Raw genomic sequence first — 19,723 nt, 5'->3', positions numbered from 1 at the left:
CTCGACGACGACGCTCCAACCTTGGTCGTCCCGATGCGCCGCGCACCGGCGGAGTGCCACCATTTCCGCCGCTCGGTCCTGCCCGGCGCCCCTTCGGGCCTGATCGTGGGCTCGCCGGGTGAGCTGTGCCGCAGGGTTCGTCCACTCGAGCCCGCGGGGAAGGAGCCACCTCCCGTGGCAGAAACACCCATTCCGTCGAACGCTCCCGAAGCCGATCCGAGTAGTCAGCGAGGCCCGTCTCCCGTCCTGGTGCCGATCCGTGCACCTGAAGCCGTCATGCTGGCCGCGGTGCCGGTGGCGGTCGTCGTGGCGCTCTCCGCGCTGCAGTTCACCGGTGCGTTCACGACCGGCACGCTGCTGTCGGATCCGGGGGCGATCGTCACTCGCGGTCTGCCGGTCGCGAGGGTCGTCCACGATGCGGCCGCGTCGGTCACGATCGGCCTGCTCATCGCGGCGACCTTCCTGCTGCCAGGGCAGCGGATCCTCCCGGGTGTCGTGTCGTTCTCGCAGTCGAAGGCGATCCGCTGGGCGGCCTGGGCGGCCTCAGTCTGGCTCGCGGCGGGGATCGCGGTGCTGGTGTTCACCGCGGCTAACTCCATCGGCGTGCCGGTGTCCTCACCGACGTTCGCGAAGACCTTCCTGTTCTACGCGACGGAGCTGGAGCTCGGGCAGACCCTGGTGTTCTCGCTCGCGTGCGTGCTGGTGGTGTTCTGCATCGTGCTCCTCGCCCGACGTCTGGCGTGGATCGCGGCCGCGAACGCGATCGCCGTCTTCGCGCTACTTCCGCTGTCCCTGTCGGGTCATGCTGCAGGCTCCGACGAGCACGGCAACGCGGTCAACTCGCTCGCGATCCACCTCATCGGCGTCACCGCCTGGGTCGGCGGTCTCGTGGCCGTGATCCTGCTCCGTCGGAAGGTCGGCGATCAGATCAGCGCGGTCGTCGCACGCTACTCGGTACTCGCCGGTTGGGCGTTCGGTGCGGTGGCCTTCTCGGGCGTCGTGAACGCCTCGCTGCGCCTCGCGGGCCCGATGGACCTCCTCACCCCGTATGGGCTGCTCCTGGTCGCGAAGACCGTCGCGCTCGTGCTGCTCGGACTGGCCGGCGTGTGGCATCGGCTCCGGCTCATCCCCCGGCTGCAGGCCGAACCCGGGAAGCGGTCGACGTTCGTCCGGCTCGCGGTCGTCGAGGTCGTCGTCATGGCGGTCACGATGGGCGTCTCGGTCGCGTTGTCGCGCAGCCAACCGCCGGTGTCGCAGGAGCCGGTCGCCGACGACGTCCGCCGTCGGCTCCTCGGGTTCGCCTACCCGCCGGAGGTGACGCCACTGCGGATGTTCACCCAGTGGCACGTCGACTGGATGTGGGCCGGCCTCGCCGTGGTCGGTGCGGCCTGGTACCTGTGGGCGTTCCGCACGCTCCGGCGCCGCGGCGACGCCTGGCCCGTGGTCCGCCTGATCGCTTGGCTGGCCGGCTGCGCGGCGCTGTTGTACGCGACCAGCGGTGGCCTCGCCGTCTACGGGCAGATCCACTTCAGCACGCACATGCTGCAGCACATGGCGCTCATGATGATCGTGCCGCCGCTGCTCGTCCTGGGCGGCCCGATCCTCCTTGCACTGCGAACCCTGCCGAGTCGCACCGACGGAGGCCGAGGCCTCCGGGAGTGGATCCTCGCCGTCGTGCACTCGCGGTACCTGCGGCTGCTGTCGAAGCCGGCCGTCGCAGGAGTGCTCTTCGCCGGGAGTCTGGTGGTGTTCTACTACACCGGTTGGTTCGAATGGGCGATGCTCGCCCACCAGGGTCACATCCTGATGACGGTGCACTTCCTCGCCACCGGATACCTGTTCTTCTGGGTCCTCATCGGCATCGACCCGGGTCCGAACCGCCCGGCCTACCCGTTCCGGATCATCCTGCTGCTCGCGACCCTCGCCTTCCACGCCTTCTTCGGACTCGCGATCATGTCCAGCGCCACCGTGCTCGCCGAAGGGTGGTGGACCGCCCTCGGCTACACGAACACCGCAGCGCTCCTCGCCGATCAAGCGGTCGGCGGCGGCATCGCGTGGAGCGTCGGCGAGATCCCGGCCGTCCTCGTCGCCCTCATCGTCGTCTCGCAGTGGGTGCGGAGTGACGAACGTGCCGCGAAACGCTACGACCGCCGTGCCGACCGCGACGGGGACGCGGAACTCACCGACTACAACGCCCGCCTCGCACGCATCAACGACCACGACCAGGCCCCTCGAAAGGACCACCCGTGACCACACACGCACCGGCCCATCTCCACGCCGATGGACCTCCCCCGAAACCGGACCGCAGCCGAGGTTGGTTCCCGCAGTTGCTGCTCCGCCTCCACTTCATCGCCGCGATCTTCGTCGGACCGTTCATCCTCGTCGCGGCGACCAGCGGCGCGCTCTACGCCCTGACCCCGCAACTCGAGCAACTTGTGTACGCCGAGCAGCTCCATGCGCCGGAGGCCGACGAGTATCTGCCGCTCGCAGACCAGATCGAAGCCGCAAACACGTACACGAAGGACCAGGACACCATCGTCGCCGTGCGTCCCGCCCCGAACCCCGGCGACACCACGCGCGTCATGTACACCGGTGACGGGCTCGGCGAGAGCGAGACCCGCGCCGTGTTCGTCGACCCGGCCACCGCCCAGATCCGCGGCGACCTCACCGCGTACGGCACCAGCGGAGCACTGCCGCTGCGCACCTGGATCGACCAGCTCCACCGCAACCTGCACCTCGGCGAGGTCGGACGCCTCTACAGCGAACTCGCCGCCTCCTGGCTCGGTGTCGTCGCCCTCGCCGGCCTCGGCCTCTGGATCGCCCGCATCCGCAAAGCTCGCACCAAGAAGGACTTCGTCCGCCCGAACAACCGAGCCAAGGGGTACCGGCGCATCCTCTCCTGGCACACCTCCACCGGCATCTGGCTCCTCGTCGGCGCACTGTTCCTCTCCGCAACCGGCATCACCTGGTCGCAGTACGGCGGCGGCAACGTCGGCACCCTCCGCGCCGCCTTCGACTGGTCCACGCCATCCGTGACCACCGACCTCGGCGGTGAGTCCGCACCGGCCGATGAGCATGCCGGCCACGGAGGCACCGTGGCTCCCACATCCGATCCCGAGACGGTGACGGCGAACCCGGCGACATTCGACGCGGTGCTCTCCGTCGCCCGGGAGGTCAACGTCAACACGGGCCTCGTCGAGATCACGCCACCGGCCACCGCGGGAACGGCGTGGGTGGTGCAGGAGATCCAGCGCAGCTTCCCGACCGAGGTCGACGCGGTCGCTATCGACGGACGGACGATGCAGGTCACCGATCGGGTCGACTTCGCGGACTTCCCTCTCGCCGCGAAGCTCACCCGATGGGGCGTCGACACCCACATGGGCTCCATGTTCGGCCTCCCGAACCAGCTGCTCCTCTTCGCTCTCGCGTCCGGGATCATCGCCATGGTCGTCTGGGGCTACGTCATGTGGTGGCAGCGACGACCGACCCGCGAGCCCGGACGGATCGTCGGCCGGGCCCCGGCACGCGGAGCGCTCCGCCGCGCACCCTGGTGGGGCGTCGCCGCGGTCCTCATCGTCGCGGCCGGTATCGGCACGCTCCTGCCGCTCCTCGGTCTCAGCCTCGCCGCCTTCGTCGTGGTCGACGTCCTGCTCGGACTCCGAGCCCGCCTGCGGTCTGCCGAGACCGGTTGATCGCTGAGACGCCGTCAGGAAAGGCCGCGCTGGGCCGATTCAGGCGGTGACGACCGCGATGACGAGCAGCACGACGATGACCGCTAGCACTCCGAGGGTCACGGCCCGCGTACGGCTCCGGTGCGCCGGCGGCAGCGCCAGCGGGAAGGAGACTGCCATGACCAGCCCGGCGAAGAGTGCAATCGGGGTTCCGAAGAGCAGGCGGTAGCCGTGGACGTCGCGATCGTCCCAGCCGAACCGGCTCGACACCACCATCCAGATCGCCAGCAGGAACACGATCGCGGCCGCGGCGCCGACGATACCGGCGATCACCCGCAGGATCACGCTCCACCGGCTGGTCGACCGTCGTTCTTGCGGGTGGGCCATACGGCCACCCTAGAGCGGAAGCCGAGGCGTCGGCCAGACCGACGGGGGCGGTCGGTCTGCTCAGAGCGCCTGAAGCCGCACCCGTCTTCGGATCAGACGACCTCCGACGACCGGCTGCGCGCGGCGTAGACGGCGGGGGTCATGGAGAACCGGGCCCGGAACGCCCCGATGAAGCTGCTCACCGACTCGTAGCCGACCGCGGGTGCGACGTCCTGTACGGCGGCACCCCGTCCGAGCATGCCCGCGGCAGCATGCAGGCGCACGCGGACCCGCCACTCGCGGAAGGTGCATCCCGTGCCGTCCACGAACGCCCGGCCGATCGTCTTCGAGCTGACACCTGCAGCCGAGGCCCAATCGTCGAGCCCGCGCGGGTCGGCGGGGTCCGCCATCAGGGCCGACGCGATGGCACGCGCGCGCGGCTCACGGGGCATGGCCAACGCCTCGTCGTCGCGAGCCGCAGCCGACAGCAGGTCGACCAGGAGCGTCCAGCACCGCCATCGACGTCGGCCGGCCGGATCGGCCTCCAGCAGGTGCGCCAGCAGTGCTCCCGACAGGTCGTCGACCCGGACGGTCCGTGCACCGTTCCACCGGCCGCCCTGGGGGCGCAGTTCCGGGTCGGCGTAGACGCTGATGAGCTCGCCGGGCTCGCTGAAGCTCATTTCGTGCACCATCCCCGCGGGGATCCATGCGAGGTGCTCTCGCCGCAGTCGCCGTCGATCGCCGGGGACCGACACCTCCATCGCGCCGGAACTCATCCACGCGAGTTGGTCCTCGCGGTGGGAGTGCTCATCGAACCGTGTCGTCGCGTCGACCCGCGAGCGGGAAACCCGGAACTCCCCCGATGTCCCTTCGGCGTCATCCAGCGGGCCGAGGAGCTTGATTCCGCCGTCCGAGTGATCGCGACCAGACATCCAGCTGTCTCCATTCGACAAGTCCTGTCCACTCAGCGCGATAGCGCGAAGCGATTAGGCAAGGCTAACCTGACTGTCGTCATCCCGCCAGCCGAACCGATGAAGGACCCCATGATCGTCCCGAAGCACCACCGCGCCCCGAGCGCGAGGACCGCTCGTCTGCTTGCCGCGGTGAGCGCGCTCGCCCTCGTCGGTGTCGCGCTCTCCGCCTGCTCGAGCGCCGCGTCGACCACCGCCGAGAACCCGAACTACACGACCGAGCCGAGCGACTCGTTCCCGGTGACGATCGAGCACGAGTACGGCAAGACGGTCATCCCGTCGGAACCGCAGCGGATCGTCGTGGTCGGCCTGACCGAGCAGGACATCCTCCTCGAACTGGGTGTCACACCGATCGCGACGACGGAGTGGTACGGCGAGCAGCCGTATGCGGTGTGGCCGTGGGCGACGGATCTCCTGGGCGATGCCGAGCCGACCGTCCTCACCACGACCGACGGGTTCGAGTACGAGAAGATCGCGTCACTGCGGCCGGACCTGATCATCGGGACGAACGCCGGCATGACCGAGGAGAACTACGGGAAGCTCGCGGAGATCGCGCCGACCGTGACCAATGAGGAAGGCGCGGGGCTCTACTTCGCGGATTGGCGGGACCAGACCAGGATGGTCGCCCAGGCCGTGGGTCGCTCGGCGGAAGGCGAGGCGCTCATCACGGGCGTCGACGATGCCTATGCGGCGGCGGCAGCAGCGCACCCGGAGTTCGCGGGCCTCACGGCGACGTTCTCGCAGGGTGGGCCGTGGGACGGCAACCTGTGGGTCTACCCCGACGGCCTCAACACCGACTTCCTGACGGATCTCGGGTTCACGATCACGCCCGGGTTGCAGCAGTACGTCCCGAGCGAGGGCGGACAGGCGCAGATCGCCGCGGAGAACGTCGGTGTCATCGACGCTGACGTGATCGTCTTCGCCACGGAGTCCGCGGATTCCGTCCAGGAGGTGCTGGGCTTCGGCACCACCTCCAGCCTCGACGCCGTGACCGGCGGGCGAGCGGTCTTCACCGACGGCGAGCTCGCCGGTGCGATCTACTTCCTCACCCCACTCAGCCAGAAGTACGTCCTCGAGCAACTGGTGCCGCGCCTGGTGGACGCCGTCGCCGGCACAGCTCCGCAGAGCGTCGACGGCTGACCCGTCGGTGACCTCGCGCACCCCTCGCGGGCGCCGTTCGCTGGGGCTCGGGATCGCGGTCGCGGCACTCGCGACCGCGATCCTGCTCAGCATCCTCGTGGGGTCCCACCCCGTGGGCCCGACCGACGTCTGGCGGGCACTCACGAGGCCCGACGGCTCCGTCACCGATCTGGTCGTCCTCGATCTGCGGATCCCCCGCACCGTGGCCGGGCTCGTCGTCGGTGTCGGGCTCGGCGTCTCGGGAGCACTCATCCAGGGCCTCACCCGAAATCCCCTCGGTGATCCGGGCATCCTCGGTGTCGACGCGGGCGCGGCGCTCTTCGTCGCGATCGGTGTCCTGCTCGGCGCGCGCACGCCCGTGCAGTACCTGCCGTTCGCGTTCCTGGGAGCCCTGGTCGTGACGGCACTCGTCTACGTGATCGGCTCGGCAGGACGTGGTGGCGCGGATCCGGTCCGGCTGACCCTCGCCGGCGTCGCCCTGGCTGCGGTGCTCAGCGGCATCACGACCGCCATGATGCTCCTCGATCCGGTCACCTTCAGGCAGCTCCGCGGGTGGAACGCCGGGTCCTTCGTGGAACGCGGATTCGACGTCATCCTGCCGGCGCTCCCCTTCGTCGTCGCGGGCGTCGTCATCGCACTGTTCAGTGCGCGATCGCTGAACGCCCTGGCATTGGGCGATGATCTCGCCTCCTCGCTCGGCACGCGTCTCGTGAGCACCCGCGTGCTCGCGGTCGTCGCGATCACCCTGCTGGCAGGTGCGGCGACCGCGATCGCCGGACCGGTCGGCTTCGTCGGCCTGATGGTGCCCCACATCGCGCGGTGGATCGTCGGCCCCGACCAGCGGTGGATCGTGGCGTACTCGATCCTGATCGCGCCGGCCGTGCTGCTCACGTCCGACGTGATCGGTCGTGTGATCCTCTGGCCGAGTGACGTCCCGGTCGGGATCGTCACGGCGTTCATCGGTGCGCCCGTGTTGATCCACCTCGTGCGACGCGCGAAGGCGAGCGCACTGTGACCGGGGTCGAGACGGGACCGCGCACGGTCGTGTGGCGTCGGCGCTCACTCTCCCTCCGTGTCCGGCTGCGCACCATCACCGTGTGCGGGGTGTTCTGCGCGATCCTCCTCGCCCTGGCGCTGCTCGCGCTGTGTCTCGGCGATCTGCCCCTGTCGGTCGACGAGGTGGCGTCGGCGTTCCTCGGCGGGCCAGACGGTCTGGTGCAGACGGTGGTGCTCGAGTGGCGTCTCCCCCGGGTCCTCGCCGCGTTGCTCTTCGGCGGGGCGCTCGGACTCTCGGGCGCGATCTTCCAATCCCTCACCCGCAACCCGCTCGCGAGCCCCGACATCATCGGGCTCACCGCGGGATCGTACGCGGGCGGTCTCATCGTGATCATCGTGATCGGCGCGGGCGCCGGGTCGGCCGCGGTCGCGGGTGGTGCCATCGGCGGCGGCCTGATCGCCACAGCGCTGGTCTACCTCCTCAGCTATCGCCGGGGCATCCAGGGCTTCCGTCTCATCGTCGTCGGCATCGGCGTCTCGGCCATGCTCGAGGCACTCAGCTCCTACCTCGTGCTGCGGGCGAAACTCGAAGTCGCGATGCTCGCCACCGTGTGGGGTGCGGGCTCGTTGAACGCCGTCGGTTGGGCGCAGCTCCTCCCCGCCGCAGTCGTGATCATGGCCGTCGCCATCGCCCTCGGTCCGCTCGGTGGTTCGCTCCGCCAGCTCGAGCTCGGCGACGACGCGGCGAAGGCGCTGGGCTCGCGGGTCGAACGTTCGCGGCTCGGTCTCGTGGCGTGCGCCGTCGCGCTCACGGCTGTCGTCACGGGCGCGGCCGGACCCATCGCCTTCGTCGCCCTCGCCGCCCCGCAGATCGCGCAGCGGATCACCCGCACCGCCGGCATCGCACTGGTGCCGTCCGCCCTGCTCGGGGCCCTCATTCTGCTGGCATCCGACATCGTCGCGCAGCACCTGTTGCCGACGTCGCTGCCGGTGGGGGTCGTCACCGTGATCGTGGGTGGCGGCTACCTCGTCTGGCTCCTCGTCCACGAGATCCGCAGACGCTCGTGACCGTTCTGTCGTGAGGACCGGGGATACCCCCTCACCGCATCGACCGGCGGCCCTCTAGCCTGATGCCGAAGAGCCGACGCAGCCCACGCGACGGCGGAAACGAGACACGATGTCGCTCCCTCCCGCCCCCGATCCCACCCGGACCACGAAGCGCTTCATCCTCGCCGCCTTCAGCTTCGTCGCGCTGATGGCGTCCGGCGTCGGTGTGGTCGCCTGCTCGATCGGCCTCGCCGACACCGGCCATCCCGCCATGATCGTCGGGCTCGCCGGCAGCGTGCTCGGCATCGCCGCCGCCTTCGTCGTGATGTGGACGGCCCTGCGCGCCGAACGCTGACGACGCCAGAGCGTTCAGGTCGGGAACGGCGAGGCTGATACGCTCTCGCAGGTCTGCGTTCGCGTCGCCACCCGGGTCGTGACCGGGGTCGGGGACGTGCTCATGCGCAGCGGGGCGTGAGGAGTCGCAATGAGCATGGAGAGCGCGGCCTGGAGCTCGCTGTACAAGATCTCGACCGCCAAGGACGGCAAGCACGGCATCTCCCGTGAGTCCGTGCGGCGCATCATGACGTTCGCGGTGCCCTACCGGTCCAAGTTGCTGGTCTTCATCGCCCTCTCCGTCGCGGGAGCGTTCCTCGCAGTCGCGACGCCGGTGCTCGCCGGCCAGGTGGTCGACGTCATCGTCGCCCGGGGCGAGGTGGCCACGATCGTCCGCCTTGCCTTCGTGATCGCCCTCGTGGCCGTGGCCGACGCCGCCGTGTCCCTCGTGACGCGCTGGTATTCGGCGCGGATCGGCGAAGGCGTGATCCTGGACCTCCGCACGGCCGTCTTCAACCATGTGCAGCAGATGCCGATCGCGTTCTTCACCCGCACCAGGACGGGCGCGCTCGTGAGCCGCCTCAACAACGACGTGATCGGCGCGCAGCAGGCCTTCAGCGGCACACTGTCCGGCGTGATCACGAACCTCGTGGCCCTGGTCCTCACGCTGATCGTCATGCTCAGCACGTCCTGGCTCGTGACGGTCCTCGCCGTGGTGATGCTCCCCATCTTCCTGGTACCCGCGCGCCGCATGGGTAGCCGTCTCGCCGCGCTGCGTCGCGAAGCCGCCGACCACAACTCGGCCATGAGCACGCAGATGACCGAGCGGTTCTCAGCGCCCGGTGCCACGCTCGTCAAGCTGTTCGGCCGACCGGATCAGGAGGCCGAGGAGTTCCGCGTCCGTGCCGCCCGCGTCCGCGACATCGGCGTCCGGACGGCGATGCTGCAGTTCGTCTTCTTCACCGCGCTGATGCTCGTCTCCGCCCTCGCGCTCGCCCTCGTGTACGGCCTCGGCGGCTTCCTCGCACTCGCCGGGCAACTGGACACCGGTGAGGTGGTCACCCTGGCGCTCCTGCTCACCCGCCTCTACGCGCCGCTGACCGGCCTCGCGAACGCCCGGGTGGAGATCATGAGCGCGGTGGTCAGCTTCGAGCGCGTGTTCGAGGTTCTCGACCTCGAACCGCTCATCCGGGAGAAGCCCGACGCCGTCACCGTCCCCGAGGGTCCGGTGTCCGTCGAGTTCGACGACGTCCACTTCGCCTACCCGTCGGCGGACAAGGTGTCCCTCGCCTCTCTGGAAGAGGTCTCGACGCTGGACACCCGAGGCGGCGAGGAGGTGCTGCACGGCGTCTCCTTCCGGATCGAACCGGGGCAGACCGTCGCCCTCGTCGGCTCGTCAGGAGCGGGTAAGTCCACGATCGCGCAGCTGCTGTCGCGGCTGTATGACGTCGACGAGGGCGCCGTGCGTCTCGCGGGGACGGACGTCCGCGATGTCGCCTTCGCCTCCATGCGGCACACCCTGGGCATGGTGACGCAGGACGGTCACCTGTTCCATGAGACCATCCGCTCCAATCTGCGCCTGGCGCGTCCGGATGCGTCCGAGGACGAGGTGTGGGACGCCGTCCGCCGCGCGCGGCTCGAACCGCTCATCCGGTCCCTGCCGGACCAGCTGGACACCATGGTGGGCGAGCGTGGCTACCGACTCTCCGGTGGGGAGCGCCAACGGATGACCATCGCACGACTGCTCCTCGCACAGCCGCGCGTCGTCATCCTCGATGAGGCGACAGCGGCACTGGACTCGACCTCGGAGGCGGCGGTGCAGGCGGCGCTCAGCGAGGCGCTCGAGGGCCGGACGGCGATGGTCATCGCGCACCGGCTCTCGACCATCCGCAGTGCGGACCTGATCCTCGTGGTCGAGGACGGCTCGATCGTGGAGCGGGGCACGCACGACGAGCTGCTGGCTTCCGGCGGGCGGTACGAAGAGTTGCACCGCACGCAGTTCGCCGTCCAGAAGGACCTGGCAGCGGATGAGGAGACAGCGAGCGGGACCTGACCGCGGTCGCCCCCTCGCAGCCTCCGGGCCGATGGGTTACCGGAGACGCCTGCGCAAGAGCAGGGCGGCTCCGCCCGCGAGCAGGCCGGCGGCGACGACGCCGGCCCCGCCGAGCTGCCAGCCCGTCAGCGCCAGGTCTCCGTCAGCGGAGGGTCGTGCTGCGGCCGACGGGCTCGGCGACGCGATCGCCCCTGCTCCAGGACCTCCCGAGGGCGGGCCAGCGGTCGGAGTGGCCGTCGGAGGGACCGGCTCGACTTGAGCGCCGGGAACGGACCAGGTTCCCGCGGCGAACGTGACGGGCAGGGTCGCCGCCGTTACCACCGATGACGGGATGCCTGACTCGAGAACGAGGCACTCAATCGCGAGGGTCGCATCTCCCTGTTCGACGCCGCCGTCCACGACCTCCTGGAACGAGATGGCCATCGGCACCTCGACCGGCTGCCCGGCGGCCACCGTGACGGTCGGAGACGTGACGACGGTGACCCCTCCCGCCGTCACGGAGAGTCGGGCGGCGTCGTCCGCATCGGCTGGGCAGCCCGCGGCGAGCACCGCGGAGCCGAACGACGGGACGGCGCGCGCGTCACCTGACGTGACCGCGGCGCCGGCGGTGTCGCGCAGCGTGAGCGGTGCCGGCGCCGAGGCGGCGACGGCAGCACCAGCGCCGGCGAGGCAGAGCACCGCGCTGGCGCTGAGCGCTGCCGTGACGAGCAGGGTGCGCCCTGCGGCACGGAGCGGAGAACGGTGGATGACGCGAACGGTGGAAGACATCGGGACCTTTGGTGGGTGCGGTGGGCCTCCGGGACGGGGATACCCGGTGACGCCAGGACTATCGCCCACGCAGGTGAATGGGTCGTGAACGCGGGGCGTCACTCATGGCACCGGCCGTTGGGCCGAGGTTCACCTCCGCTGCCTACGATCGGCGCGTCCGTCCGATGAAAGTGATGCCATGCCCTTCGATCCCCGCCTCGAGCAGCCCGCGCCAACTGGTGGCTCATCCTCCGTGCCCGAGGTGAAGCGGGGCGCATCGGCCCGGCCCGGCCTCTCCCGCCGGTCCTTCCTGGGGGCTTCCGTCGCTGCGACGGTCGCAGTGGGAGCGACCGCCCAGGGGCTCGGGAGCGCGGCTTCTGCCCAGGCCGCGCCGCTGCCGTCCGCGTCGGCAGTCGTCGACCCGGACGCGCTCTCCTGGCTGGTGTTCGACCACCACGTGCACTCGGTCTACTCGCACGACGCCAAGTACCCGATGACGACGATCCTCGACCAGGCGCAACGTTTCGCGGTCGACGCGATCGCCTTCACCGAGCACAGCAACAAGGGGCATGCCAACGTCGGCGGGGTGTTCAACGCGGCACGCGAGATCGACACCGCGCGGGCGGCTCGCCCCGACATGCTCGTGCTCCAGGGGCTCGAGTGGTACATCCCGGGAGCCGAGCACGCGACCGTGCTGATCGCGCCCGGGCCCCAGACGACCCTCGTGTTGCGCCGCTTCGAGCTCGACCACGACGGCAAGCTCAACGGATGGGAGAAACCGCGCCCCGGCACCGAAGACGCCGCCGAGTGGCTCGTGCACGCTACCGACGGGATCGCCTGGCTCGGCGCCCAGAAGCGTGCAGGCGTCATCAACGACGTGATCGTCCTGGCGAACCACCCGAGCCGTCTCGGCATCGACTCGCCCGGCGAGCTCCGTGCCTGGCAGGACGCCGACCCCGAGGTGTTCGTCGGCATGGAGGGCGCTCCCGGCGCCCAGGCCGGAGCGATCGCAGCGAACGCGACCGAACGTTCACGGCGTGGCGAGTACGAGAACACCCCCAGCGAGTTCTCCTTCCCCGGCTACCCCGCGGAGGCTTATCTGACGCACGGCGGCTTCGACTGGACCACGGCCGTCGTCGGCGGCGTATGGGACTCGCTCCTGAGCGAGGGAAGGCGCTGGTGGGTCACCACGAACAGCGATCTGCACCTCAAGGAGTCCGACGCGACACGCGTGGGCGACTTCCCGACGGGGCCGGGCTGGGAGTCCGGGGCGACGCTCGCGAACTTCAACCGCGCCGGCCGTCGGCCGGACCCGATCGCCACGGCCACGCCCCAGAACGGCGCCGACTTCTGGCCGGGCGAGTTCAGTCGGACGCACGTCGGGGCCGTCGACCGGTCGTCCGTCTCCCTGCTCGACGCAATCCGCGCCGGCCGTGTCTGGGTCGACCACGGGCACCTCGTCGCCGGGCTCTCCGTCGTGCTCCGTGCCACCGACCAGCCGGAGACCGGCGTCACCTTGGGTGGGACCCTCACCGTCGAAAGCGGCACAGCCCTCGAGCTCGTGGTCGACGTCACGCCCACGACGACACCCACCTCGCGGGGCACGACGCCGAGACTCGCACACCTCGACCTGATCCGAGGGCGCGTCACCGGGCCCGTCGCCGACCGTGACGAACAGCGCGCACCCGGCACCCGAGTCGTCGAGATGCTCGACGTCGCCGACCGCAGCGACTCCCCGTTCCGTGTCGTGGTGCCGCTTGAGCCGGCCACTGAGGACGGCTACGTCCGCCTTCGCGGCAGCGATGGCCAGGTGCACGGGGTCGGTCCGCTCGGCGCCGAGGTCGACCCGCGGGCACCCCAGCCGTACCCGGTCTCCCCAGCCGACCCCTGGGCCGACACCTGGCTGTACACGAACCCGATCTTCATCAGCGTGCGCTGACCGACACGAATGCCCCCTCGCAATGCGGCGGCCGATATGCGTTCCGCGAGCGTCTCACCCCGAGTCTCTGTGCCGGTACTGCCCGCAGTCTCCATGAGAAGAGCGGCGCCTTCCATCGCGTCTTTGGCGCGTTCGTGAGGCGTCGGCGCCGCGACCAGCTCGTCGGACACGAGACCAGATTCGGACTCTTCGGTCGACCTTGCGCGTGCCTGGCGTGCGGAACGAACGGCATCACCCGGTTACGGCTCTCGTCACGGCTTCAACGTCGCTGGGCGCCGAGGAGAGTCGGTGAGATGCGTCGGTAGCCTGGACAGAGAAGGACCCGTTTCTCGTCGAGGCGTGCAATGTCCTCCAGTGCACGAGGAACGAGCCTCGGTGACGCCAACGCAGGACGCGGGCGAAGGATGTCGCCTTGTACGATCGCACGATGACAGAGATCGCTGGAACCCGCTGGGTCATCACCGGAGCCGCCGGGAACATCGGATCGGCGCTCCGCTCCGCACTGCTCGACCGCCAGGCGGTGCTCGTCTCTACCGACATCCGCACGATGACTCCGCTCGGTCCGCACGAGTCCCTCGCGAGCACTGACCTTGCTGACCTTCCTGCGCTGGTCGAGCTGTTCGACGGCGCGGACGGTGTGATCCACCTCGGAGGGATCCCCGATGAGGCCGACTTCCACGACCTGGCCGAGGTGAACATCGTCGGGACCTATCACGTCCTCGAGGCCGCCCGGCGGGCCGGCGTCCCGCGTGTGGTCTACGCGAGCAGTAACCGCCTGACGGGGTTCTACCCGTCGGGCGCCCACGTCACACCGGATATGCCGCCCCGTCCGGACGGGTTCTACGGCGTATCGAAAGTCGCTGGAGAAGCGCTGTGTCGGCTGTACGCCGACAAGTTCGACATCAGTACCATCTCGCTCCGCATCGGTAGCTACGAGCAGCGACCGGGTTCCGTCCGCGAGCAGCGGACGTGGCTCAGTCCAGCCGACGCCGTGCGCGCGTTCATCGCGGCGATGACCACCACAGAACACACGGCCGTGTTCTACGCGGTGTCCGGGAACACCGACGGATGGTGGGATCTCGACGCTGGAACGGCGATCGGCTTCACGCCCCGAGATGACGCCGCCCAGTGGGGTGAAGCCGAGCACATCGACCCCGAGGTCCCGCAGGGCGGGATCTACGCCTCCCTGGCCTATTCGACCGATCAGATGCGACAGGAGCGGACGGTCCGATAGCCACCCCACGTGGGCCATCAGGCCAGGACGCGTCCCTGCAGGGTTGCGACCCCGCGCCTTCGGACAGCGACCGACGCACGTTTCGATGATGGCCCGTTCACCCAGGCGAGACCGAGTACCACCATCGCCGTCGCCACCCGGCAGGGTCTCCATGAGGACCCTGAGGAGCCTGGGTGACATCGGCCGAGATCCTTATCCGGCACTTATGTACGGTCCGTACGGTGCCGCCATGGCAATCACGAAGCGTTGGATCATCTGGGGTGCGGTCGGCCTGGCCGCCGTCCTGGCAGTCGGCGGAGGCGTTGCGGTCGCGACGACGTCGAGTCAGGTCGAGCCGGCCGCCGTGCCGGTGACAGCGAAGGCCGAGCAGGCGACCATCTCCTCCTCGGTGACGGGAAAGGGGTCGATCGCGCCGGCGAACCTCGCATCCGCCGGTTTCGTCGACGGCGGGCGGGTCACCTCGATCTCGGTGGCCGTCGGCCAGAACGTCGCTGCGGGCCAGGAACTCGCCACCGTGGACACCGGGCCGGCCGATCTCGCCCTCGAGAAGGCACGCAGCGCGCTGAGCGCCGCGCAGAGCACGCTCGACACCGCCCGGCAATCCTTACAAGGCGGGATCGACGCTCTCACTGCAGCCAAGGCGACGCTGGCCACGCTCGCTCCGGACGCACCGGAGCGCCAGAGCACGGAGGCGACCATCCGCGAGCTGACCGCGCAAGGCCCGACGCAGCGCGACGCGGTCACCCAGGCGGAGCGGACCCGCGACGACGCCCAGCGTGATGTGGCCGCGGCACAGCAGACCCGCGACCAGACCACGTTGCTCGCGCCGATCGCCGGTGTGGTCGTCGCCGTCAACGGGACCGTCGGGACCATCACCTCGGGAGGACAGTCCGGACAGGTGAAGGGCGAGGGCGCGAACCCCGCGGCGACGGCAGCCTCCGCCGGGCTCGTCGCGATCGCAGACGTCTCCAGCCTGTTGGTGACTGCTGCCATCCCCGAGGCCGACATCACCTCCGTCGCCGCCGGACAGGCCGTCTCCGTGACCCTGCCCGCTCAGGGAGCCGAAGCGATCGTCGGCACCGTCGTCACCGTCGCTCCGACGCCGCAGACCAGCACGGACAACGTCGTCAGCTACCCGGTCGTCGTCCAGTTGACGTCGGTCCCAGCAGGCGTCCGGCTCGGCCAGACCGCCGTCGTCACGATCACGACAGCGACCGCGGAGAACGCCACGGTCGTCCCAGCGGAAGCCGTCACGCGCAGCTCACCGACTGCGGGGACCGTCGAAGTCCCCGCCAAGTCCGGGAAGACGAAGACCGTCGAGGTGACGATCGGCATCAGCACACCCACGCAGGTCCAGATCCTGGATGGTCTCGAGCCGGGCGACACGGTTCGGCTCGTCGCGCCGGCCGTAGGCCAGACCTCGGGAGACGGGACCGACGGTGTCGCACCCGCCGGTGACGACGGCTCGTTCGGTGGCCCCCAGTGATCCCGGCGATCGAGCTCGTGGGCATCGAACGCCGACACCCGGGTCTGGGCGGCGCCGTCGTGCACGCCCTGGCCGGGATCGACCTCACCGTCCCCGTCGGCGAGTTCCTCGCCATCGTCGGCCCTTCGGGTGCGGGCAAATCCAGCCTGCTCAACATCCTGGGCTGCCTCGACCGTCCGAGCGCAGGCGAACTGCGCATCGACGGACACCTGGTCTCCGCGATGCCGCCGAAGCGGGTCGCCGACATCCGCAACGCGGAGATCGGTTTCGTCTTCCAAGCGTTCAACCTCATCCCCGCGCTCACGGCGAGGGCGAACGTGGAACTGCCGATGGTCTACGCGGGCGTTGCTCGCAGTGAGCGTCGTGTCCGAGCCGAGGAGGCGCTGTCCAGGGTGGGACTCGAGGCGAAGATGGATCGTCACCCCAATCAGCTGTCCGGGGGGCAACAGCAACGTGTCGCGGTCGCACGGGCGATCGTGAACGACCCTGCCTTCATCCTCGCCGACGAGCCCACGGGGAATCTGGACTCGGAGTCGACCGAGGACGTGCTCGGCATCATCGAGCACCTCCACCGTGCCGGCTCAACCGTCGTCCTCATCACCCACGAATCAGACGTGGCGGCGCGAGCCGAGCGGATCGTGACGATGGAGGATGGTCGCATCGCCGACGATCAGGCTCGACGACCGCTGGCCGGCGGCTTGCAGGTGCGGCGATGAGGGCGGTGGATCTGCTCGGCGCAGCGGCGCGCGGGATCACGGGCAACCTCACCCGTTCGGTGCTGACCATCGTGATGATCGTCATCGGCGTCGGCTCCGTGATCACGCTGGTGGCCGTGGGCAACGGCGCCTCGAAGCAGGTGAACGACCAGATCGCGGCGCTCGGTGCATCGGCGATCACCGTCTCCCCGGGCTTCTCCACCTCCGGAGCGGGTCCTCAGCTGCAACCCGAGGATGCTGAAGCCATCCGTTCGAGCCGCGTGGCGACACACGTCGCCAGTGTGGCACCGCAGGTCTCGGCGGAGAAGCGGGCGGTCGCAGGGAGTCGCTCGGTGTCGGTCACTCTGGTCGGCACGACGTCCGACTACTTCACCATCACGAACTCCGTGATCGGGCAGGGGCGCTCCCTTGCAGCGTCGGACGCGCTCGGCGGTGGCGACGTCACCGTCCTCGACGCCCGCTCCGCGACGGCGCTCTTCCCCGAGGGAGACGCCGTGGGACAGACGGTGCTCGTCGGGTCCACACCGCTTCGCGTCGTCGGAGTCCTCAAGGACGGCGGCGCAGCGCAGCAGATGTTCAGCTCCGGCCGGACGATCTACGCGCCCATCGATCGAGTCCGCTCCTCCATCACCGGGTACGGGTCCATCAACGCACTCTCCGTCGGCGCCGTCTCGCCGAAGGACGTCGACCAGGCCGCGGCTGAGATCCGAGCAGTGCTCGCCCTGCGACACGGCTCGGCGGCAGACGGCGCCCCCTTCGACATCTCGACGCCGAACCAGCTGCGCGACGCGCTCGGTGGTTCTGCCGCCAGTCTCGACGGCATGCTCGCCGGCGTCGCGGCGATCAGTCTGCTCGTCGGCGGGATCGGTGTGACCAACGTGATGCTCCTCACCGTGCGCGAGCGGACCCGCGAGATCGGTATCAGGAAGGCCCTGGGAGCGCGCCCGCTCTCGATCGCCGGGCAGTTCATGATCGAGGCGACGACCCTGAGCGTCGTCGGCGGTGCACTCGGTGTCGTCGCCGCATTCATCGTCACCCGCTCCCCCATCAATGGGATCCCTCCGGTGATCGAGCCCGCCACGGTCGGCCTGGCGGCCGGGCTGTCGATCGGCATCGGCATCGTGTTCGGAACCTACCCCGCGATCAGAGCCTCACGGATGGATCCCGTGCAGGCGCTGCGCGTCGGCGTCTGACTCATCGGCCGCCGGTCGGTCAGCGGCCGGTGGTTCAGCTGATCGGCCGATGCGGAGCGACGCGACCAGCTCGGCATAGAGCGGGCTGCTCGCCAGCAGGTCGTCATGCGTGCCGGAGTCGACCATCGCACCCCGGTCCATCAGGATGATCCGGTCTGCATCCATGACCGTCGACAGCCGGTGCGCGATGGTCACGACCAGGCTGTCCTTCGCGATCCGTTCGACGACACCATGGATCGCGGCCTCGGTCAGCCCGTCGAGCTGCGCAGTGGCCTCGTCGAGCAACAGGATGTCGGGCCTGCGGACGATCGCACGGGCGACACCGATCCGCTGCCGCTGTCCACCGGACAGGCTCGTCGTGCTGACCGGTTCGTCGAGCCCGAGCGGGAACCCGTCCACGAGCTGGCGGAGCCTGACCGCATCGAGGGCCGCCCACAGCTCGTCGTCGGTGGCATCGGGGAACCGGTACGCGAGGTTGTAGCGGATGGTGCCCGCGAGCAACGGCGTCTCCTGCTCCACGTAGGCGATGCGCTCGCGGATGGAGCTCAGCGACAACTCCGCAACGTCCGTCCCGTTCACCAGGATCCGTCCGGTCTCTGGTCGGTAGAACCCCAGGATGAGCGAGAAGAGACTCGTCTTCCCCGCACCGGACGGACCGACGACCGCGAGCTGCCCGTGCCAGGGGAACCCGGCAGAGAAGCCGTCGACGGCAGGCCGGACACCTCCAGGGTAGGTGAACCCGACCTGCTCGAACCGCAGCGCATCCGCGCCCGACCGGTGCAGCGCGACAGCGCGCCCGGTGGTGGTGTCCTCGGTCCGGATGTCATCGGTCTCCCGGATTCTCGCGGCCGCGGCGGCACCGGCCTGCAGCTCGGCGACGTACATGGTGATCGAGCTGACCGGTTCGACGAGTTGGAAGGCATAGAGCAGGAAGGCGACGAGCGTCGACACCTCAAGCCACCCGGCGCCGATTCGCCAGGCGCCGACCGACAGGATGACCAGGATGGCGAACTGGATCCCCGTGCCGGCGATCGTCCATGCGAGCGCCTCGGTGCGGTTGGCGCGCTTGCCGTGATCCATCGAATCCCGAGCCTCGGCGAGGACACGAGCCTCCTCGGTCGACTCGGCGCGAGCGGCTTTCATGGTTCGCACGGCGCGCGCCCCGCCCTCGAGGATGCCGCCCAGGCGTCCGATCGATTCCTGCGCCAGCCGCTGCGCCGCCCCGATCCTCGGCATCAGGCGGCCTGCCAGCGCACCGATGACGGCGATGCACCCCAGCGCGACGAGGAATAATGTCGGGTCGAGGACGGCCATGAGCACCAGTGCGCCGATGAGCGCGATCGTCTCGTTCACGAGGTTGACGAGGCTCGATGACGTCGCCTCTCGGAGGAGGACCGTGTCGGAGGTGACCCGCGTGACGATCTCACCCGTCGGCCGGAACTGCAGGTCTGCGATGCGGCCGCGGAAGAATCGACCGACCAAGAGACCTCGCACTGAGAAGACGATGTCCTCTGCGAGGTTGCCGAGGAGGACCGCCTGCGTGAACGCGAAGCCCGCACCGAGGACGACCAGACCGAGCAGCAGGGCGATCGGCTGGACCATGCCGTGATCGGTGCCGATGGAGTCGAGGATCTGCTTCGTCACCAGCGGCGACGCCAGGGCCGCGGCGGTCGACCCGAGTCCGAGGAAGAAGCCGAGCGCGAGCCGCGCCCGGTAAGGGCGGACGAACGACCAGAGGATGCGAGCGTTGGGCCAGCGCGGCGTGCGACCAGATCGTCGGGAGCGTCTCGGTGTGGAATGCATGGTGCTCGGAGCGTAGGGCGGCAGGTTA

At 69.7% G+C, this 19,723-nt stretch carries 16 protein-coding genes; 12 read left to right on the top strand and 4 right to left on the bottom strand.

Annotated elements, in window-relative coordinates; genetic code table 11:
• Window positions 1-174: 174 nt before the first annotated feature.
• Both GV015_RS12285 and GV015_RS12280 read left to right on the top strand, forming a co-directional pair.
• Window positions 175-2,250 carry a cytochrome c oxidase assembly protein gene (locus GV015_RS12285; protein ID WP_236555434.1) on the top strand — a complete coding sequence of 692 codons (2,076 nt, stop codon included), beginning with the start codon at window positions 175-177 and terminating at the stop codon, window positions 2,248-2,250.
• Complete coding sequence (locus tag GV015_RS12280) at window positions 2,247-3,692, top strand: PepSY domain-containing protein (protein WP_159878588.1); 1,446 nt, start codon at window positions 2,247-2,249, stop codon at window positions 3,690-3,692. The genes GV015_RS12285 and GV015_RS12280 overlap by 4 nt, the downstream gene beginning before the upstream one ends.
• Window positions 3,693-3,731: 39 nt before the next feature.
• Here GV015_RS12280 and GV015_RS12275 read toward each other — a convergent pair whose 3' ends face one another.
• Both GV015_RS12275 and GV015_RS12270 read right to left on the bottom strand, forming a co-directional pair.
• Entirely contained in the window at window positions 3,732-4,058 is a 327-nt protein-coding gene (locus GV015_RS12275; RefSeq protein WP_159878586.1) for a hypothetical protein, read from the bottom strand.
• Between the two features lie 92 nt (window positions 4,059-4,150).
• Complete coding sequence (locus tag GV015_RS12270) at window positions 4,151-4,969, bottom strand: AraC family transcriptional regulator (protein ID WP_159878584.1); 819 nt, start codon at window positions 4,967-4,969, stop codon at window positions 4,151-4,153.
• 111 nt (window positions 4,970-5,080) lie between these two features.
• Here GV015_RS12270 and GV015_RS12265 point away from each other — a divergent pair, with 111 nt between their 5' ends.
• From GV015_RS12265 to GV015_RS12245, 5 genes are all read left to right on the top strand, one after another.
• On the top strand, window positions 5,081-6,148 hold the full coding sequence (locus GV015_RS12265) for an ABC transporter substrate-binding protein (protein WP_159878582.1): 1,068 nt from the start codon (window positions 5,081-5,083) through the stop codon (window positions 6,146-6,148).
• Between the two features lie 7 nt (window positions 6,149-6,155).
• On the top strand, window positions 6,156-7,163 hold the full coding sequence (locus GV015_RS12260) for an iron chelate uptake ABC transporter family permease subunit (RefSeq protein WP_201299387.1): 1,008 nt from the start codon (window positions 6,156-6,158) through the stop codon (window positions 7,161-7,163).
• On the top strand, window positions 7,160-8,212 hold the full coding sequence (locus GV015_RS12255; protein WP_159878581.1) for an iron chelate uptake ABC transporter family permease subunit: 1,053 nt from the start codon (window positions 7,160-7,162) through the stop codon (window positions 8,210-8,212). The genes GV015_RS12260 and GV015_RS12255 overlap by 4 nt, the downstream gene beginning before the upstream one ends.
• Window positions 8,213-8,321: 109 nt before the next feature.
• On the top strand, window positions 8,322-8,546 hold the full coding sequence (locus GV015_RS12250) for a hypothetical protein (RefSeq protein WP_079705792.1): 225 nt from the start codon (window positions 8,322-8,324) through the stop codon (window positions 8,544-8,546).
• A gap of 129 nt (window positions 8,547-8,675) precedes the next feature.
• Complete coding sequence (locus GV015_RS12245) at window positions 8,676-10,577, top strand: ABC transporter ATP-binding protein (RefSeq protein WP_159878580.1); 1,902 nt, start codon at window positions 8,676-8,678, stop codon at window positions 10,575-10,577.
• A gap of 36 nt (window positions 10,578-10,613) precedes the next feature.
• Here GV015_RS12245 and GV015_RS12240 read toward each other — a convergent pair whose 3' ends face one another.
• Window positions 10,614-11,345: a hypothetical protein gene (locus GV015_RS12240; protein WP_159878579.1), complete on the bottom strand. Its 732-nt coding sequence runs from the start codon at window positions 11,343-11,345 to the stop codon at window positions 10,614-10,616.
• 178 nt (window positions 11,346-11,523) lie between these two features.
• Between GV015_RS12240 and GV015_RS12235 the strand changes: the two genes are divergently transcribed.
• The 5 genes from GV015_RS12235 to GV015_RS12215 all read left to right on the top strand — a co-directional run bounded on the left by GV015_RS12235 (window position 11,524) and on the right by GV015_RS12215 (window position 17,892).
• Window positions 11,524-13,263: a PHP domain-containing protein gene (locus GV015_RS12235; RefSeq protein ID WP_159878578.1), complete on the top strand. Its 1,740-nt coding sequence runs from the start codon at window positions 11,524-11,526 to the stop codon at window positions 13,261-13,263.
• Between the two features lie 427 nt (window positions 13,264-13,690).
• Entirely contained in the window at window positions 13,691-14,497 is an 807-nt protein-coding gene (locus GV015_RS12230; protein WP_159878577.1) for an NAD(P)-dependent oxidoreductase, read from the top strand.
• A gap of 229 nt (window positions 14,498-14,726) precedes the next feature.
• Entirely contained in the window at window positions 14,727-15,983 is a 1,257-nt protein-coding gene (locus tag GV015_RS12225) for an efflux RND transporter periplasmic adaptor subunit (RefSeq protein WP_159878576.1), read from the top strand.
• The gene (locus tag GV015_RS12220) at window positions 15,980-16,699 is read left to right on the top strand and encodes an ABC transporter ATP-binding protein (RefSeq protein ID WP_236555433.1); all 720 of its coding nucleotides are present in this window, start codon (window positions 15,980-15,982) and stop codon (window positions 16,697-16,699) included. Before GV015_RS12225 ends, GV015_RS12220 begins: the two co-directional genes overlap by 4 nt.
• On the top strand, window positions 16,696-17,892 hold the full coding sequence (locus GV015_RS12215; protein ID WP_159878575.1) for an ABC transporter permease: 1,197 nt from the start codon (window positions 16,696-16,698) through the stop codon (window positions 17,890-17,892). The genes GV015_RS12220 and GV015_RS12215 overlap by 4 nt, the downstream gene beginning before the upstream one ends.
• Here the strand turns inward: GV015_RS12215 and GV015_RS12210 are convergent.
• Window positions 17,851-19,695, bottom strand: coding sequence for an ABC transporter ATP-binding protein (locus GV015_RS12210; protein ID WP_159878574.1), 1,845 nt, complete (start codon window positions 19,693-19,695; stop codon window positions 17,851-17,853). The genes GV015_RS12215 and GV015_RS12210 overlap by 42 nt on opposite strands.
• Between the last annotated feature and the right edge of the window lie 28 nt (window positions 19,696-19,723).

The sequence above is a fragment of the Plantibacter sp. T3 genome (genome assembly GCF_902506515.1).
Taxonomy (GTDB): Bacteria; Actinomycetota; Actinomycetes; order Actinomycetales; family Microbacteriaceae; genus Plantibacter; species Plantibacter auratus.
Note: the sequence above shows the minus strand (reverse complement) of the source record. Positions and strands in the feature narration are given on the sequence as shown.

Coding starts and splice junctions, on each gene's coding strand:
- GV015_RS12265 (WP_159878582.1), top strand. CDS start 5,081: ATGATCGTCCCGAAGCACCACCGCGCCCCGAGCGCGAGGACCGCTCGT.
- GV015_RS12250 (WP_079705792.1), top strand. CDS start 8,322: ATGTCGCTCCCTCCCGCCCCCGATCCCACCCGGACCACGAAGCGCTTC.
- GV015_RS12270 (WP_159878584.1), bottom strand. CDS start 4,969: ATGTCTGGTCGCGATCACTCGGACGGCGGAATCAAGCTCCTCGGCCCG.
- GV015_RS12235 (WP_159878578.1), top strand. CDS start 11,524: ATGCCCTTCGATCCCCGCCTCGAGCAGCCCGCGCCAACTGGTGGCTCA.
- GV015_RS12245 (WP_159878580.1), top strand. CDS start 8,676: ATGAGCATGGAGAGCGCGGCCTGGAGCTCGCTGTACAAGATCTCGACC.
- GV015_RS12225 (WP_159878576.1), top strand. CDS start 14,727: ATGGCAATCACGAAGCGTTGGATCATCTGGGGTGCGGTCGGCCTGGCC.
- GV015_RS12230 (WP_159878577.1), top strand. CDS start 13,691: ATGACAGAGATCGCTGGAACCCGCTGGGTCATCACCGGAGCCGCCGGG.
- GV015_RS12210 (WP_159878574.1), bottom strand. CDS start 19,695: ATGCATTCCACACCGAGACGCTCCCGACGATCTGGTCGCACGCCGCGC.
- GV015_RS12215 (WP_159878575.1), top strand. CDS start 16,696: ATGAGGGCGGTGGATCTGCTCGGCGCAGCGGCGCGCGGGATCACGGGC.
- GV015_RS12275 (WP_159878586.1), bottom strand. CDS start 4,058: ATGGCCCACCCGCAAGAACGACGGTCGACCAGCCGGTGGAGCGTGATC.
- GV015_RS12240 (WP_159878579.1), bottom strand. CDS start 11,345: ATGTCTTCCACCGTTCGCGTCATCCACCGTTCTCCGCTCCGTGCCGCA.